This window comes from Mesorhizobium sp. WSM4819 (assembly GCF_055811215.1).
In genome coordinates this window covers 129,461-144,223 of sequence record NZ_JBVVQO010000015.1, presented here as the reverse complement: position 1 = coordinate 144,223, position 14,763 = coordinate 129,461, and the positions used below count along the sequence as shown (strand labels likewise).

The following is a 14,763-nucleotide window of genomic DNA, read 5'->3' as shown; positions in this document are numbered from 1 at the left end:
AGGGCATCTATGGCCGCGAGATGTTCGAGACCTGGTACAAGATGATCGCGCTGGTGCAGGGTCCGCTCGATGTCAGTTGGCTGATCACGCACCGCATCGGCGTGGACGACTTCCAGACCGGCTTCGAGGCGATGACGAGCGGCAATTCCGGCAAGGTGGTGATGGATTGGTGAGGGCGGCCTTGGGGCTGGACTACAGGGCTCGCCATTCGCGGCGTGAACGCCCGGGAATAGCGCGATTTTTGAGTTCGTGAGGGCGATGATGACGCTTCTTTATCATTCAGGGCTATCGAATCCAGGACTTGATTGCCATCCGGCGCACCAGCCGTTGACAGGCGGTTGGTCATGTCGAGAAGCATTCCGCTACGGACCGGGCAAGCACGAATGAAGACCCAAATTGTCGTCGTTGGCGGTGGGGCTGGAGGTCTTGGACTCGTGCGCCGGCTCGGAGCACGGCTCGGCCGCAAGGATTTCGATATCATTCTTGTCGAGCGTAACCACACCCATGTCTGGAAGCCGCTCCTCCATGAGGTCGCGGCCGGCTCACTCGATGCAAATCTTGACGAAGTGGGCTACCGCGGCCACGGGCACCGTTGGGGCTACCGCTTCTTCTACGGGTCGCTGGAGGCCATCGATCGCACCGCGCGGCAGGTCACAGTGGCGCCGATATTCGACGATGACGGGTCGGAACTGGTCGGTCGACATCGGCTCCGATACGACTACCTCGTTATCGCAATCGGGTCGGTTTCAAACGACTTCGGCACTCCCGGAGTCAAGGATCATTGCCTTTTCCTCGAAGACCGTCACCAAGCGGATCGCTTTCGATTGAAGTTGTTGAATCATTGTCTTCGAGTGTCCAGGACAATGTCAGCTGATTCAACCGACGACGCCTTCGTTGATATAGCTATCGTAGGTGGCGGCGCGACAGGCGTCGAACTCGCTGCTGAACTCTATAATGCTGCATCATCTCTCAGACATTATGGCCTGGAAGTCTTCGACGAGACCCGGCTGAGGGTCACTTTGATAGAGGCCGGGCCGCGGATTCTTCCGGCTCTCCCAGAAGCTTTAGCAAAGGCTGCGCATCAGGAACTTGAGGCCCTCGGCGTCCGGGTGCTCGCAAACACGGCTGTATCCGAAGCAACGGAACAGGGACTGAGGTGTGCTACCGGGGAGCAGATAGACGCCAATATTTGCGTCTGGGCTGCAGGAGTGCAGGGGGCAAATATTCTAGGAGAGCTCGACGGACTCGAGGTGGCGCGCAGCAGGCAACTTGTCGTCCTTCCCACCCTCCAAACGAGCCGGGACGAGCGCATCTTCGCTATCGGCGATTGCTGCTTTTTCAAGCCGGAAGGGGCGGGCGGCCCGGTGCCGCCACGCGCTCAGGCCGCCCACCAGATGGCATCGACCGCTTATCGCAACATTCTTCACTTGATTGCCGGGGAAACGCCGGAGGCATTTGTCTATCGGGACAAGGGCTCGCTCGTGTCGTTGAGCCGGTTTTCCACCGTCGGTAGCTTGATGGGAAACCTCGTCGGAGGCCGTATGGCGATCGAGGGGCGGCTCGCCAGGATGATCTACGTCTCTTTGTACCGCATGCACCTGGTGGCCATACATGGCTGGATCAAGGGCCTGGCCCTTATCCTGGTCGGCCATGTCAACCGGGTTGTCCGTCCGCGTCTCAAATTGCATTGATGTTGGTCAGGCGAGTGGCAGGCTGCGACCGAAAGATGCCGCTGAGGTCTGCATTGCACTTCGGCTGAGCGACGCCCGAGTGGACTTGCCGCCTTCCTCGCCCGATTTGCGCCATATGGCATGCCGACGGACGGCTCAAAACGAATGATCCCGCTGAATTGTAGGGGCATAACAGCAGCGAAATCTGCCCGCCGGACGCCACTCTAAGGTCCGACTACAAATGTGACTTTGGATCAAGCGACAGCGTTGCACCTATGGCCGTTGATCATGACAGGGATAGCGTCAGCGCCCCGACCGAGCTGATGAAATTCGAGACCCGCCATGTGCCGGGCGCGCTGAAGCTGTCGCAGGAAATGGGCTGGCCTTATCGCCAGGAGGACTGGGAATTTGCCGTGAAGGTCGGCAATGGCCTGGTCCTCGAGCGGGCAGGACAGGTGATCGGCACTGCCATGTCCTGGAATTACGGACAGGCCTATGCCACTGCCGGGATGATCATAGTAACCGGCTCCGCGCAAGGCGGCGGCAACGGCTCCCGGCTTTTTGACGGGTTGCTTCAGGCCACGGACAGGCGCAGCGTGCTGCTCAATTCGACGGAAGAGGGGTTCGCACTCTACAAGCGACGCGGGTTCACTGCCTGGGGTACGGTGGTTCAGCACCAGGGCCCGCTGACCGTTGCCGTGACGCAGAGTGCGCGCGACGACATCCGTCAGGCGACGGTCTCTGACCTCGCGGCAATCCAGGCCTTCGACGAACGGGCCACAGGCATGCCCCGGCCGTCGATGGTGGCTGGCCTCGCTGACGCGGGCAATGTTTCGGTCATCGAACGCGCGGGGCGGATTGCAGGCTACGCTATCGCCAGGCGGTTCGGCCGCGGCTATGTCGTCGGCCCTGTTGCAGCAGAAAGCGCCCAAGACGCGCGGCTTCTGATCCTGCCCCAGCTTGCGACGCTTCACGGCCAATTCGTGCGCATCGACGTCTATGCCGAACACGGATTGGGCGACTGGCTGGAGAGCCTGGGCCTCGCGCGTGTCGGTGCTGTGATCGCGATGGTCAAGGGGCGACGGCCCGTTTGCGACGGGACGGCCCGCATGTATGCCTTGGCAAATCAGTCGTTCGGTTAAGGAATGAGGTAGGGTAGCGATGGATACGAATGTAAATATCCGTGAGGCGGCACAAACGATCGATGCCCTCATCACCCCGTCGCTGCTTCTGGACCGGGGGCGGATCGAGCGCAACATCCAGCGTCTGGCCGAGCATGCCAGAGAGCTTGGCGTAGTGCTGCGCCCGCATATGAAGACGGCCAAAAGCATCGACGTCGCCCGACATGTGTTCCCCGGCGAACCCGGCCCGATCACGGTCTCGACCATCGCCGAGGCGGAGTATTTCGCCGGCCACGGCTTTCGCGACATCACCTACGCAGTCGGCATGTCGCCGGCGTCGGCCGTCCGCGCCATGGAGCTTTGTCGCCGCACCGGCGCTGATGTGAAGCTGCTGCTCGATTCCGTGGAGCAGGCCGACGCCCTGGCCGGTGTACGCGAAGCCACCGGTGTGACGCCGTCAGTCTTCATCGAACTGGACTGCGACGACCATCGCGGCGGATTGAAGCCGGACGATCCCAAGCTGCTCGATGTGGCCGACAGGATCGTCGCAGCTGGCGCCAACCTGGTCGGCGTCCTCGCCCATGCCGGCGAGTCCTATGGCTTGAACACGCCCGATGCGCTGGTCAAGGCAGCCGAGGACGAGCGTTCGGCCACCGTGCGCGCCGCCGAAACTTTGCGCGCCCACGGCCATGCCTGCCCGATCGTCAGCCTCGGCTCGACGCCGACGGCGCACTTCGCCGAGAACCTCGAAGGCGTCACGGAGCTGCGCGCCGGGGTCTACATGTTCTTCGATCTCGTCCAGCACGGGGTAGGGGTCTGCCGTCTCGACGATATCGCGATTTCCGTGTTGGCCACGGTGATCGGGTCCAAGCCGGAAAAAGGATGGGTGCTGGTCGACGCGGGCTGGATGGCGCTTTCGCGCGACCGCGGAACCGCAAACCAGCAGGTCGACCAGGGTTACGGTGTCGTCTGCGATGAAAAGGGGCGGGTGCTTGAAGATGTGATCGTGGCGCAGGCCAGCCAGGAACACGGTATCGTCGCCATTCGTGCCGGTTCTGGAAAGTCCATGCCCGATTTGCCGCTCGGGGCTCGGGTCCGGATTCTGCCCAACCATGCCTGCGCGATGGCCGCCCAGCACCACTTCTACAGCGTCGTCAACGGGGACAGTCCCCGGATCGAAGCCCGTTGGGAGCGGATCCGCGGATGGTAGGGGCTGCAATCGCAACGCATGGCGCCCATGCAAACTGACGCACTGGTGGTGCAATCATGAAGTTTACATCTTATTGGCTGGATACCTCTCAGCCGTTCAATGAGGGCGCGTCCAAACCGCTCGAAGGCCACTACGATGTGGCGGTTGTGGGCGGCGGCCTGACCGGATCCTCCGCCGCGCTTGCCCTCGCCAAAAAGGGCGCCCGGGTTGCACTGTTGGAGGCCGAAACGATCGGCTACGCCGCTTCCGGCCGCAATGGCGGGATGTGCAACAACGGTTTTGCCCAGAACTATGCAATCATGGCCGGCAAGCACGGCAAGCCGGCCGCAAACGCCCTCTACAAGGCTTTCGACGCCGGCGTCGATATGGTCGAGCGGTTGGTGCAGGAAGAAAAGATCGACTGCAGCTTCTCCCGGGTCGGCAAGCTTAAGCTTGCCGCCAAGCCTGAGCACTACGACGTGCTGGCGCGCAGCCAGGAACTCTTGGCGGCAAATGTCGATCCCGGGACGAGGATGATCGCGCGCGCCGACCTGCGAACTGAAGTCGGCACCAGCCGCTACCATGGCGGGCTGCTATTTCCCAAGAGCGCCAGCATGCATGTCGGCCGTTTCGTCCGGGGCCTGGCGACCGCCGCCGCACGGCGGGGCGCAGAGGTCTATGAAAATGCCCCCGTCATGGCTCTGCGCAAGGTCGCCGACGGGCATGAGGTCGAGACCCCGCGAGGCAAGATCGTCGCGCGTCAGGTCCTGCTGGCGAGCGGCATTTCCCAGGTCGGTCCGCTCGGATGGATCCGCCGCCGCATCGTGCCGGTCGGCGCCTTCCTGGTCGTGACGGAACCGCTGTCGCCTTCGCAACTCGAGCGCCTCATGCCGACCCGACGCAATGTCGTCGACACGCGCAATCTCGTCGTCTATTGGCGGCTGACGCCGGACAATCGCATGCTGTTCGGCGGGCGGGCCCGGTTTGCAGTATCCAACCCGCAGTCCGACGAGAAGAGCGGCCGGATCCTGAAAGCGGCGATGGTCGAGGTCTATCCGGAACTGGCCGACATCCGCATCGATTACTGCTGGGGCGGCATGGTCGACATGACCCGCGACCGGCTGCCGCGCGCCGGAGAGCGCAACGGAATCTACTACTCGATGGGCTATAGCGGCCACGGCACCCATATGTCGACGCTGATGGGCAGCATCATGGCCGATGTCATGGACGGGCGTCCCGACCTGAACCCCTGGAAGGATTTCGACTGGCCGGCGATCCCTGGATACTTTGGGCGTCCCTGGTTCCTGCCGATCCTCGGTGCCTATTACCGCATGAAGGACCTTGTCACATGATTTCGCCCCTCGAACACCTGTCCCGCAACGGCCGCCTGGACAAGTTCTTCATCGACGGTCAATGGGCCGAGCCGAGGGGCACCGCCCAGAGCGTCGTCGTGAATCCCGCCACCGAAGAGGTCGTGGCCCGGTTTCCGCTCGGAAACAGCTGGGATGTGGACGCGGCCGTTTCAGCGGCCCGGCGGGCGTTCGCCACCTGGAGCCGTACCAGGCCGGAATACCGCGCGGGTCTGCTTGATCGCCTGCAGGCGCTGCTCGAAGCGCGCAATGAACTGCTTGCGCAATGCTTGAGCCTCGAAATGGGCGCGGCGATCGGATATGCGCGCACCGCGCAGGTGCCGCTGGCAATCGCCCATGTGCAGGTCGCTCGCGATGTCCTGAAAACCTTCCCCTTCGTCGAGCAGCGCGGCCACACCGCCGTCACCCACGAACCGATCGGTGTCTGCGCGCTGATCACGCCCTGGAACTGGCCACTCTACCAGATCACCGCCAAGGTTGCGCCGGCGCTTGCCGCAGGCTGCACGGTCGTGCTCAAGCCAAGCGAGCTCTCTCCTTTGGACGCGCTGCTGTTTGCCGAGGCGATTGAGGAAGCCGGCTTCCCTGCCGGCGTCTTCAACCTCGTCAATGGTGACGGCCCAGGCGTGGGTATGGCTCTCGCCTCCCATAGGGATGTCGACATGATCTCCATTACCGGCTCCACCCGTGCCGGCATCGCGGTGGCCCAGGCCGCCGCGCCGACGGTCAAGCGCGTGTCGCAGGAGCTCGGCGGCAAGTCGCCGAACGTGATTTTGCCCGACGCCGATCTCGACCGTGCCGTTTCACGGGGCGTAGCCGCCGCCTTCCGCAATCTCGGCCAGTCATGCAGCGCGCCGACGCGCATGATCGTGCCGCGCGAGCGGCTGTCCGAGATCGAGGCAATCGCCAGGAGGGCCGCAGCCCAGATCATCGTCGGCGATCCGCTTTCGGAAACCACCACTCACGGTGCAATCGCCAACCGTTCCCAGTTCGACCGCATCCAAACCATGATCGGCGTCGGCATTTCAGAGGGCGCCAGGCTCCTCACCGGCGGGTCGGGTCGCGCGGACGATCTGAGCGTCGGGTTCTATGTCAAGCCGACCATCTTTTCCGACGTGCGCACAGGCATGCGCATTGCCCAGGAAGAGGTTTTTGGGCCAGTTCTGTGCATCATCCCCTACGACACGGTCGAGGAGGCCGTCACTATCGCCAACGATACGGTCTACGGCCTGGGCGCCCATGTGCAGGGCGAGGATATGGGCGCCGTCAGGGACGTCGCCTCGCGGATTCGCGCCGGTCAGGTTCATCTCAACTACCCGGCCTGGGATCCGCACGCCCCGTTTGGCGGTTTCAAGCAGTCCGGAAACGGACGCGAATATGGCATCGAAGGCATGTTGGAGTACCTCGAGGTCAAATCCATCCTCGGCTATTTCTAGGTGATATTTCGCCTGGCGCAGAGGGCGCAGCTGCCGTCTACGCCTATAGGCTGAGCGGATCGCTAATCAGTTAGAACACGTCGATTGATGACTGAATCGGATTTGGTGACGTCTGCGTCGGTTTGACTCATCAGGTTGCGATTCTATTCGGTCGCTTTGTGGGTTACCGATTCGGGCATGATCGACCGACGCGGAATCGAGCAGCGGTGGAGGCGGACCGCTCGAAGCGGACGAGCGTGGCGGCCGGGTATTCGCTGCGAGTGAGCTCGTGCTGCGGGTTGTGGGCTTGCGGTGGTGTCTGAGATCACCGGTCTGGCCCGTTCGACGATCGGGCGTGGCATCAAAGACCTCGATGTTGCGACGGCGCGCGGGCAGGTGCGTCGACAGGGCGTTTGTCTATGCGATCGAATGGAGTGGCAGAGAACTCTGGTCTGGAGCTTCCTCGATTGCTCGAAGCTCCGCCGTGCTGGGTTCAATTTGAGATTATTTTGACCAGGACTAACCTCCCACGCTCTCTTGATGTCCTTCGAGGCACGCCGAGATCGCCCGCAGCTGGAATTCCAGTGCGGGACCCTCCGCCGGGAACCGGCCGTCCAGCGCGGAGGTGCCGACGGTAAATCCCGCTGCGCCAGTGTTGCGAATGGTGTTGATCTGATCCGGCCGGTCCACCGATCCCGCGACGATAACGGGCTTGGGCACGGCCCGGCACACAGCGTCGATCAGAGACGGCACATTGCCTGCCGAACGGTAGGCGAGAAGGTCGAGACCGGCGACACCGGGATGGCTGGCGAGCGCGACCGCGCTTTTGACGATCTCGGCCTGCGATCCTTCCAAAATGCTCGGGTGCCCGACGATGCGACCCGGAAACGGATAGTAGCGGATGGGCGTCCCTTCCAGCAGCGGCAGCACGTCCCCGGCATGGGTGCCACCGAGAAGAAAGTCGACGCCGAGGTCGATCGCCGCCTTGACCGAGCGGATCTCGCTGTCGCGGTCGAGCGATACAACTTCGAGATAAGTGTTGGCTCCGCCCTCGCGGATCTGGCGGGCGAGGGCGGCAAGCGCGTCGAGCGGCAGGCCGATGTCCTTGAAGCCGATGTGGCGGATTCCGGCCCCGAGCGCCGTTTCGGCGTGGACGGCGGCGTCGGTCACGGTGCGGTCGTTGCGTGTCAGCATGAAGATGAAGTCGAATTGGGTCATGGGATGACGGCTTTCTGGTTCGGGAGGGAGGTCTTCAGCCTAAGGGCGTAGTCGAAGGCGGTCTCCAGGCTGGAGGGGTCGGCAACGCCAGACCCCGCGATGTCGAAGGCGGTGCCGTGATCGGGGCTGGTGCGCACGAAAGGCAGGCCCAGCGTGACGTTCACGCCATGGTCGAGGCCCATATATTTGACCGGGATGAGACCCTGGTCGTGATACTGCGCGACCACGATGTCGAAACGGCCCTTGCGGGCCTGCATGAACACGGTGTCGCCTGGCCATGGGCCGGAGGCGTCGATGCCTTCGGCACGGGCCGCCTCGATCGCCGGCCGGATGATGCGGATTTCCTCGTCTCCGAAGAGACCGCCTTCGCCGGCATGCGGATTGAGGCCGGCGACGGCGACGCGCGGATGGGAGATGCCGAGCGCCTTCGCACCGGCATCGGCCAACCGGATGGCATCCATCTGCGCCGCGAAATCGCCTTTGCGGATCGCCTCGGACAGCGAACAATGGATGGTGACGAGGACCGTGCGAATGTCCTCGTTCGCCAGCATCATGGCGACCTTGGGAGCCCCGCCATGATCGGCCAGGATTTCGGTGTGGCCGGGATAGTGCAAACCGGCTGCTGCGAGTGCTTCCTTGTGAATCGGCGCCGTTACGATGCCGCCCACCCAACCGTCCCGCGCCAGTCCGATCGCGACAACGATGGCGTCGAACGCCGCGCGTCCACTGACGGCCGAAACCTGGCTGACCGGTGGCAGGGCGGAAAGCTGCGAGGAGCAAAGCACGTTGAGGGTTCCGTCATCGAGCACGGTCTCATCGACGGAGGCGATCGGCCGGATCCGCACATCAGCATCGAGTGCGCAAAGGGCGTGGGTCATCACCAGCGGATCACCGACGACGATCCAGTGTCGCTTGTCCGGTCGACGGAGATACATTTTTGCGATGATCTCGGGGCCGATGCCGGAGGGATCACCCATGGTCACGGCGAGAGGAGCGTCATGGGCGGTCATCGATCAGAGCCTTTCGTGAAAGCGGTTTGCCAGCAGGTCGCGGGCGGCATCAAGGAGTGCAGAGGGTGAGCCGAAGCCTCCCGCCTTCATGGCGATGGTGAGCGGCTCTCCGTCCGCCCGTTCGGCGCGGCCAACCGGAAAGCCGGGCTCCAACTCGCGGGTGAGAAGGAACCCGTTGATGCCGAGGCGATCCAGGATCGCGGCCATCGTCTCGCCGCCGGTGGCGATCACCGCGTCATAGTCGCGCCGGGCGACCGCTGCGGCTGCTTGTCCGGCGAGGTTCGTCATCACCGCGCTGGCATTCTCCTGCCGTTGCAGCGGTGCCCGAAGACAAATCACACGGGCGTCGCCGGGAGCGTCGGCCAGGTCGCTGACGACGGGAACGCCTCGTACACGCAAGGTCTCGCATTGGACGCGCGTCACCGGATTGGTGCTTCCTGCGACGATCACCACCCGCCCGGCGGCTTTGCCCGTACCGGGCGTTCATCAGGCACGGCAGGGACCAACGATGCCAGCGCGATGGCGAGACCAGGAGAGCCCACCCAAAGAACAGTCTCAGGCTCGGGGATGCTGGCGACCTGCCGGTTCAGTACGTCCTGGCTGTCGGCGTCGAGGATCAGAATGGACCCTTTCGTCGCCGCATCGCCGAAACTGTCGGGGGCGATAATGATCGGTTTACCCAGGGACGGATCGACCAGATCGGCAATGTCCGAGGTGCCTGCGGGATGGACTGGATCACGGCCGTAGACGCTTTGACTCACGGGAATGCCGTTCACCGTCTGGGTCCCGCCGACGGTGAGCCGCCCAGCTTCGGGAAAGGCTGGAGCGATGACAAGCCTGCTCCGGCCGCTGGCGCGAAAGGCCGCGGCGACTTCCACGCGGATATGGCCGCGCAGGGTCGAATCGATCGTTTTGAACAGAAGGCGGGCATGCGAGAGAGCCGACACGGCGTCGGCGATAGCCCTTGTCGCCTGCCAGATGTCGGAGGCGCGGCTGTTGGTATCGATAGAAGTGATAGCTCCATTCTCCGCGCCGTCGACCTGTCGCTTGATCACAGGTGCATAGCCTCTCGCGAGAAAGGCCGCCGCGCCGTCGGTAGCACTGGTCAGATCGTCGGCGACTATCCCGACGAGGAGAGATGTGGTCTGCTTCATGTTGGTGAGAATAGCAGAACGTTGAGAACCGAATATCGATATGATCTGACGATTTATGGTGATATGAAATCACCAATGAAACGATCTGACCTACCTTCACTCGACGATCTGCGTGCCTTCCAAACAGTGGGGCGTCTGGGGTCTGTGCGTGCTGCGGCGGCCGAACTCGCTCTGACGCATGGTGCAGTCAGCCGTCGCGTCTCCAAACTTTCCGCCGATCTTGGCTTGCGCTTGCTCGAAGCGGACGGGCGCGGGGTGCGTCTGACCTCCGATGGCGCCAAGCTGGCGGAGGCGACCGGCAAGGCGTTCCATTTAATCACTGATGCCTTGGCAGAGATCAGATCCAGCTCGACGCCCATTCCGATCATCCTGTCCTGCGAGCGCTCGCTGGCGATGCGCTGGCTGATCCCCCGCTTGTCTGGGTTTCAGGATCGATACCCGGATGTCGAGGTGCACCTGTCGACCGGCGGCGGAGGGCTCGACTTCGCGCGTGACCGGGTGACGCTTGCGATCCGCCGTCTCGATTTTCCGGTCGACCCGGAATGGACCATCATCAGGCTGATGCCCGAGCGCGTCGGTCCGGTCATGCTGCCATCCCTGCGCAAGCGGTTCGAGAGTGGCGACTATGTGGCGCTCGGATCACGGACGCGACCGGATGCCTGGGAAGCGTGGCTCGACGCGCACATGGATGCGCCGCGTCCTCGAACGACCCGATTGCTGGATCATCATTTCCTGATGGCAGAAGCGGCCCTGGGTGGTCTTGGCGTTGCTCTTGCCCCCCAGGCGATTGCAACGGATGACGTCGCGAATGGGCGATTGGAAGCACCACTCGGCTTTGATCGCGATGGGACGGACTACGGCCTGATCCATCCGAAGTCGATCATTGTTTCAACCGGCCTCTCCGCATTGCGCGATTGGCTGACCGCAGAGTCCGAGACATCGTTCAAGCGGCAGGTGCTTGAGAACAGCTAAACTAAGAAAATAAAATCGCCTTTGCGCCCGTATCGGCTCAGGCGGGGCGAAAGAGACAGCGCTGCGAAAGGGCGTGCTGGTTTGGCTGTCGACCGGAGGGCCTTGTGCTGAATGACCATGCATTGCCGCACATTCTGCCGGACGCCTGCGATTATGCTCGGCTGATAGGGCAGATTGACAGGAACCAAGGACATGGATCGCTTCCGGCCGAAATACGTGACGTTTGATTGCCACGGCACGCTCATCAATTTCCAAATGGCGGAAGCCGCCACGGATTTGTTCGGACATCTTCTGGATGGGCCGCGCATGGTTGAATTCATCAGGAATTTCCAGGGCTACCGCCTCGACGAGGTGCTGCAGGACTGGAAGCCTTATGCAGATGTCGTTCACAACGCACTGGAACGCACCTGCCGCCGCAACAGCGTCGCATTCCGTGCCGAAGACGCCGAAACGATCTACAACCGCATCCCGACTTGGGGGCCGCATCCGGACGTTCCCGAGGGATTGGCCAAGCTGGCCAAGGAAATCCCGTTGGTCACCCTGACGAACTCCATGGTGGCCCAGATTCCGTCGAACGTGGCAAAGCTCGGTGCACCGTTTCATGCCGTCTTGACCGCTGAAGAGGCGGGTGCCTACAAGCCGCATTTCAAGGCGTTCGAGTACATGTTCGACACGCTGGGCTGCGGCCCGGAGGATATCACGCATGTGTCCTCGTCATTCCGCCACGACCTGATGTCTGCCTATGATCTGGGGATCAAGAGCAAGGTCTGGGTCAATCGCGGCCATGAGCCGGCCACCCCCTACTACGAGTATTCGGAAATCCGTGACGTGACGCAGCTACCGGGCGTTTTCGGACTCTGAGGGCGAGGATAGGCCGGAGACCCGCAGAGCACTGCGCCCATTTTGCGAGGGCGGCCAGCGGCGCCGTCTGAAATACCGCGAGAAATAGACCTGCGGGGCGTCATCGCTGGAGCGCTCCATCTGTCGAAGCATGAAGAACAACCGTCTCAACAGGCGAGGATCCTTCGAATTGGGTGCTTATGGTGATCTGGTCCCCGATGAAGAAGCTGGTCAGCTCAATGGCTCTATGACGGCAGGATGCGACCATCTGCCTAACGCGGCACCTTCAACCGAAGCCTATTTTCGCGCTGCCGCTGCAATCCTGGCGATGCGACCGGGCGCCTCCGAACCAGACATGTCGGCGGCACTGCTGAAGCGCCACTACGGATTGACGGGACCGACCGCGACATTGTCCTCCGAGATCGAGCGCACCGTTGACGTCAACCTGCCTGACGGCCGCCGGTTGATCCTGAAGACGTCGGCAACAGCGGAGGCGGTCGACAGCTTTCGTTTTCAAACCGCCGCCATGGCCGGATTGCAAGGGGCTACCGGCTTCGTTGCACCCGAAGTGCTCCGCACGACCAGCGGCGCGTTGATGTTCGAGCAAGAGGGGATGTTCGAGCAAGAGGGGACATGCGGGTACTTGCAGACCCGGATCGAGGGCATTCCGCTGCACCAGGCGACGCCAACTCCCGACCTGCTTTTTCGAACCGGCAGTGCTCTCGCCCGGCTGGACCTGGCTCTTGAGCTGGTCAGTGTGCCCGCGGCTCACCGTCCCGTTCTTTGGCATGTCGGTTGCTGGTCGAGGTTGATGGAACTGGAGCATTACCTGCCATCCGGGAGCATTGCCGATAGCGTACGCGTCGCGATGGCGGAGTATGCGGAGTTCGTTGAGCCGCAACTCTCTGATGTGGCGTGGCAGGTAACGCATAATGATCCCAGCCCATTCAACATGATGGTGACCGGCCAGGGAATGGGTTTCATCGATTTCGGCGACGGCTGCTGGAGCCCCAGGATCCAGGACCTGGCGATCGCAGCAAGTCACGTCGTAGGGGATTCGACACTTCCTTTGGGTGGAGCCGAGCATCTTATTGCCGGCTATGCCTCTGTCATTGCACTTTCGGCACTGGAAGCAAAACTGCTCGTCGGACTGATGCGGGCGCGACAAAGCGCATTGATCCTGGTCAACTATTGGCGGTCCCACCTTTTTCCGGCCGATGCCCAGTACATCAAAAAGAATGTCGCGCGTGCCGAGCACGGACTGTCCATCCTGGCGCCTCTTCGTGTCGCGTCGGGCGAGGCGGCCGTCCTGGCGGCAATGTCGTCGTTTCAGCCTTAACGCATTTTCGGTTTGCCTCGACCGGCACGCTAACCCAAAGACGAACCGCGAAATGATCAAGGTAACTCTTTCAGATAGGCAGCAGCACATGTCCACAGATCTCATGCCTAATCGCTACAGGCCCGGCGAATCCGACCTTCCGAGGCGCGAGTCCGAACTAATTGCTCGCCGTGACGAAGTACTTGGGGCCTCCTATCGGCTTCAGTACCGCCGGCCCGTGCACTTCGTTCGCGGCGAAGGCATGTGGCTATACGACCCTGACGGGCGTGCCTATCTTGATTTCTACAACAACGTGCCGTCGCTCGGCCATTGCCACCCAGAAGTAAACGCCGCAACGGCTGAACAGGCGGGCCGGATAAGCGCCAACACGCGCTATCTCGAGCCAAAACTTATCGACTATGCCGAGCGACTGGTCGACACTTTCCCAAGCGAGCTCGACCGGGTGGTTTTTACCTGCACGGGGAGTGAATCCAACGATCTGGCCCTGCGTATCGCGCGAATTGCGAGCGGCAATGAAGGCGTGATCGTCTCGAGCTACGCCTATCACGGCACCAGCGCGGCTGTCGCCGCGGTTTCCCCGAACCTAGGCGACGCCGTCAAGCTCAGCCCATTCGTGCGCATGGCCTCCCTGCCGGGGCCGGAGGGTGTGCCGGAAGCCCAGGCTGCGGACTTTTTCGAGGCGCAAGTACGCGCGGCCATCGTAGATCTGAACCGTCGTGGCATCGGCGTTGCGGCCCTGCTCATCGACAGTATTTTTTCCAGCGATGGCGTATGGGTCGATCCCCCCGGCTTCATCGCCGGTGGAGTTGCGGCAGTGCGAGAGGCAGGTGGTCTCGTCATCGCCGACGAAGTTCAGCCGGGTTTTGGGCGAACCGGCGCTCATATGTGGGGCTTTGAACGGCACGGGATCGTTCCCGATCTCGCTACCCTCGGCAAGCCGATGGGCAACGGATTTCCAATTGGCGCGGTCGTTGGTCGCAAAGCACCGATGGAGCAATTTGGCGCAACCGCTCGCTACTCCAACACGTTCGCCGGAAATACGGTTGGCATAGCGACCGCCGACGCCGTGCTGGCGATCCTGCAGCGCGACCAGATCCCCCAGAAAGCGCTTGCCATGAGCCAGCGCCTCCGAGCCGGGCTGGAGAAAATCGCACAGCAGCCATATGGAGTTCTCGCTATCCGAAACGCCGGTCTGTTCTTTGGCATCGACATCGGGCGTGAGGGTGCCGCGGCGGCAAGCCGGCGGGCAATGGCGCTGGATGTCGTGAACGCACTGCGCGACGACGGCGTCCTTGTCAGCACGACAGGGGCCAACGAGGATTCGCTCAAAGTGCGCCCGCCGCTCGTTTGCCAGGCCGAGCATGTCGATCTTTTTCTTGCAGCCATCGAGCGGGCGCTCATCAAGGTCGCGGGCTAGACCGCATAGCTGCGAGCAGGTGGCCAGGTCCTGGTTCCCAGGTCCTGGTCA

13 protein-coding genes and 2 pseudogenes are annotated in these 14,763 nt (G+C 62.5%); 11 read left to right on the top strand and 4 right to left on the bottom strand.

Going from position 1 to position 14,763, the window contains the following annotated elements; genetic code table 11:
• From tdh to AC0L18_RS16230, 7 genes and pseudogenes are all read left to right on the top strand, one after another.
• Positions 1 to 173, top strand: a pseudogene (gene tdh / locus AC0L18_RS16260) (L-threonine 3-dehydrogenase); the annotation flags it as partial.
• A 210-nt stretch (positions 174 to 383) separates the two neighbouring features.
• Positions 384 to 1,691, top strand: a complete 1,308-nt coding sequence (locus AC0L18_RS16255; RefSeq protein WP_473493266.1) for an NAD(P)/FAD-dependent oxidoreductase — start codon at positions 384 to 386, stop codon at positions 1,689 to 1,691.
• Positions 1,692 to 1,993: 302 nt separating this feature from the next.
• Complete coding sequence (locus AC0L18_RS16250) at positions 1,994 to 2,812, top strand: GNAT family N-acetyltransferase (RefSeq protein WP_473493265.1); 819 nt, start codon at positions 1,994 to 1,996, stop codon at positions 2,810 to 2,812.
• A 19-nt stretch (positions 2,813 to 2,831) separates the two neighbouring features.
• Positions 2,832 to 4,001 (top strand): alanine racemase, encoded by a 1,170-nt coding sequence (locus AC0L18_RS16245; RefSeq protein ID WP_473493264.1) that lies wholly within the window; start codon positions 2,832 to 2,834, stop codon positions 3,999 to 4,001.
• Positions 4,002 to 4,057: 56 nt separating this feature from the next.
• The gene (locus AC0L18_RS16240; RefSeq protein WP_473493263.1) at positions 4,058 to 5,332 is read left to right on the top strand and encodes an NAD(P)/FAD-dependent oxidoreductase; all 1,275 of its coding nucleotides are present in this window, start codon (positions 4,058 to 4,060) and stop codon (positions 5,330 to 5,332) included.
• Positions 5,329 to 6,783, top strand: coding sequence for an aldehyde dehydrogenase family protein (locus AC0L18_RS16235; protein WP_473493262.1), 1,455 nt, complete (start codon positions 5,329 to 5,331; stop codon positions 6,781 to 6,783). The genes AC0L18_RS16240 and AC0L18_RS16235 overlap by 4 nt, the downstream gene beginning before the upstream one ends.
• A gap of 177 nt (positions 6,784 to 6,960) precedes the next feature.
• Positions 6,961 to 7,215: pseudogene (locus tag AC0L18_RS16230) on the top strand (ISAzo13 family transposase); the annotation flags it as partial.
• 66 nt (positions 7,216 to 7,281) lie between these two features.
• Here the strand turns inward: AC0L18_RS16230 and AC0L18_RS16225 are convergent.
• Genes AC0L18_RS16225 through AC0L18_RS16210 form a run of 4 tightly spaced genes read right to left on the bottom strand, consistent with a single transcriptional unit; the run spans position 7,282 to position 10,144 of the window.
• A complete protein-coding gene (locus AC0L18_RS16225; protein ID WP_473493261.1) occupies positions 7,282 to 7,980 on the bottom strand; it encodes a 4-hydroxythreonine-4-phosphate dehydrogenase in 699 nt (232 codons plus the stop codon).
• Complete coding sequence (gene pdxA / locus AC0L18_RS16220; protein WP_473493260.1) at positions 7,977 to 8,990, bottom strand: 4-hydroxythreonine-4-phosphate dehydrogenase PdxA; 1,014 nt, start codon at positions 8,988 to 8,990, stop codon at positions 7,977 to 7,979. The genes AC0L18_RS16225 and pdxA overlap by 4 nt, the downstream gene beginning before the upstream one ends.
• Positions 8,991 to 8,993: 3 nt before the next feature.
• Complete coding sequence (locus AC0L18_RS16215) at positions 8,994 to 9,413, bottom strand: nucleotide-binding domain containing protein (RefSeq protein WP_473493259.1); 420 nt, start codon at positions 9,411 to 9,413, stop codon at positions 8,994 to 8,996.
• 23 nt (positions 9,414 to 9,436) lie between these two features.
• Positions 9,437 to 10,144: a four-carbon acid sugar kinase family protein gene (locus tag AC0L18_RS16210; RefSeq protein ID WP_473493258.1), complete on the bottom strand. Its 708-nt coding sequence runs from the start codon at positions 10,142 to 10,144 to the stop codon at positions 9,437 to 9,439.
• Between the two features lie 21 nt (positions 10,145 to 10,165).
• On the opposite strand from AC0L18_RS16210, the gene AC0L18_RS16205 reads away from it, so the two are divergent.
• The 4 genes from AC0L18_RS16205 to AC0L18_RS16190 all read left to right on the top strand — a co-directional run bounded on the left by AC0L18_RS16205 (position 10,166) and on the right by AC0L18_RS16190 (position 14,712).
• Positions 10,166 to 11,116 (top strand): LysR family transcriptional regulator, encoded by a 951-nt coding sequence (locus AC0L18_RS16205; RefSeq protein ID WP_473493257.1) that lies wholly within the window; start codon positions 10,166 to 10,168, stop codon positions 11,114 to 11,116.
• Positions 11,117 to 11,308: 192 nt separating this feature from the next.
• Positions 11,309 to 11,977: a haloacid dehalogenase type II gene (locus tag AC0L18_RS16200; protein ID WP_473493256.1), complete on the top strand. Its 669-nt coding sequence runs from the start codon at positions 11,309 to 11,311 to the stop codon at positions 11,975 to 11,977.
• A 130-nt stretch (positions 11,978 to 12,107) separates the two neighbouring features.
• The gene (locus AC0L18_RS16195) at positions 12,108 to 13,295 is read left to right on the top strand and encodes a phosphotransferase enzyme family protein (protein ID WP_473493255.1); all 1,188 of its coding nucleotides are present in this window, start codon (positions 12,108 to 12,110) and stop codon (positions 13,293 to 13,295) included.
• A gap of 88 nt (positions 13,296 to 13,383) precedes the next feature.
• Positions 13,384 to 14,712 (top strand): aspartate aminotransferase family protein, encoded by a 1,329-nt coding sequence (locus tag AC0L18_RS16190; protein ID WP_473493274.1) that lies wholly within the window; start codon positions 13,384 to 13,386, stop codon positions 14,710 to 14,712.
• Positions 14,713 to 14,763 lie beyond the last annotated feature (51 nt).

Coding starts and splice junctions, on each gene's coding strand:
- AC0L18_RS16240 (WP_473493263.1), top strand. CDS start 4,058: ATGAAGTTTACATCTTATTGGCTGGATACCTCTCAGCCGTTCAATGAG.
- AC0L18_RS16195 (WP_473493255.1), top strand. CDS start 12,108: ATGAAGAACAACCGTCTCAACAGGCGAGGATCCTTCGAATTGGGTGCT.
- AC0L18_RS16210 (WP_473493258.1), bottom strand. CDS start 10,144: ATGAAGCAGACCACATCTCTCCTCGTCGGGATAGTCGCCGACGATCTG.
- AC0L18_RS16200 (WP_473493256.1), top strand. CDS start 11,309: ATGGATCGCTTCCGGCCGAAATACGTGACGTTTGATTGCCACGGCACG.
- AC0L18_RS16245 (WP_473493264.1), top strand. CDS start 2,832: ATGGATACGAATGTAAATATCCGTGAGGCGGCACAAACGATCGATGCC.
- AC0L18_RS16255 (WP_473493266.1), top strand. CDS start 384: ATGAAGACCCAAATTGTCGTCGTTGGCGGTGGGGCTGGAGGTCTTGGA.
- AC0L18_RS16190 (WP_473493274.1), top strand. CDS start 13,384: ATGTCCACAGATCTCATGCCTAATCGCTACAGGCCCGGCGAATCCGAC.
- AC0L18_RS16225 (WP_473493261.1), bottom strand. CDS start 7,980: ATGACCCAATTCGACTTCATCTTCATGCTGACACGCAACGACCGCACC.
- AC0L18_RS16235 (WP_473493262.1), top strand. CDS start 5,329: ATGATTTCGCCCCTCGAACACCTGTCCCGCAACGGCCGCCTGGACAAG.
- pdxA (WP_473493260.1), bottom strand. CDS start 8,990: ATGACCGCCCATGACGCTCCTCTCGCCGTGACCATGGGTGATCCCTCC.
- AC0L18_RS16250 (WP_473493265.1), top strand. CDS start 1,994: ATGAAATTCGAGACCCGCCATGTGCCGGGCGCGCTGAAGCTGTCGCAG.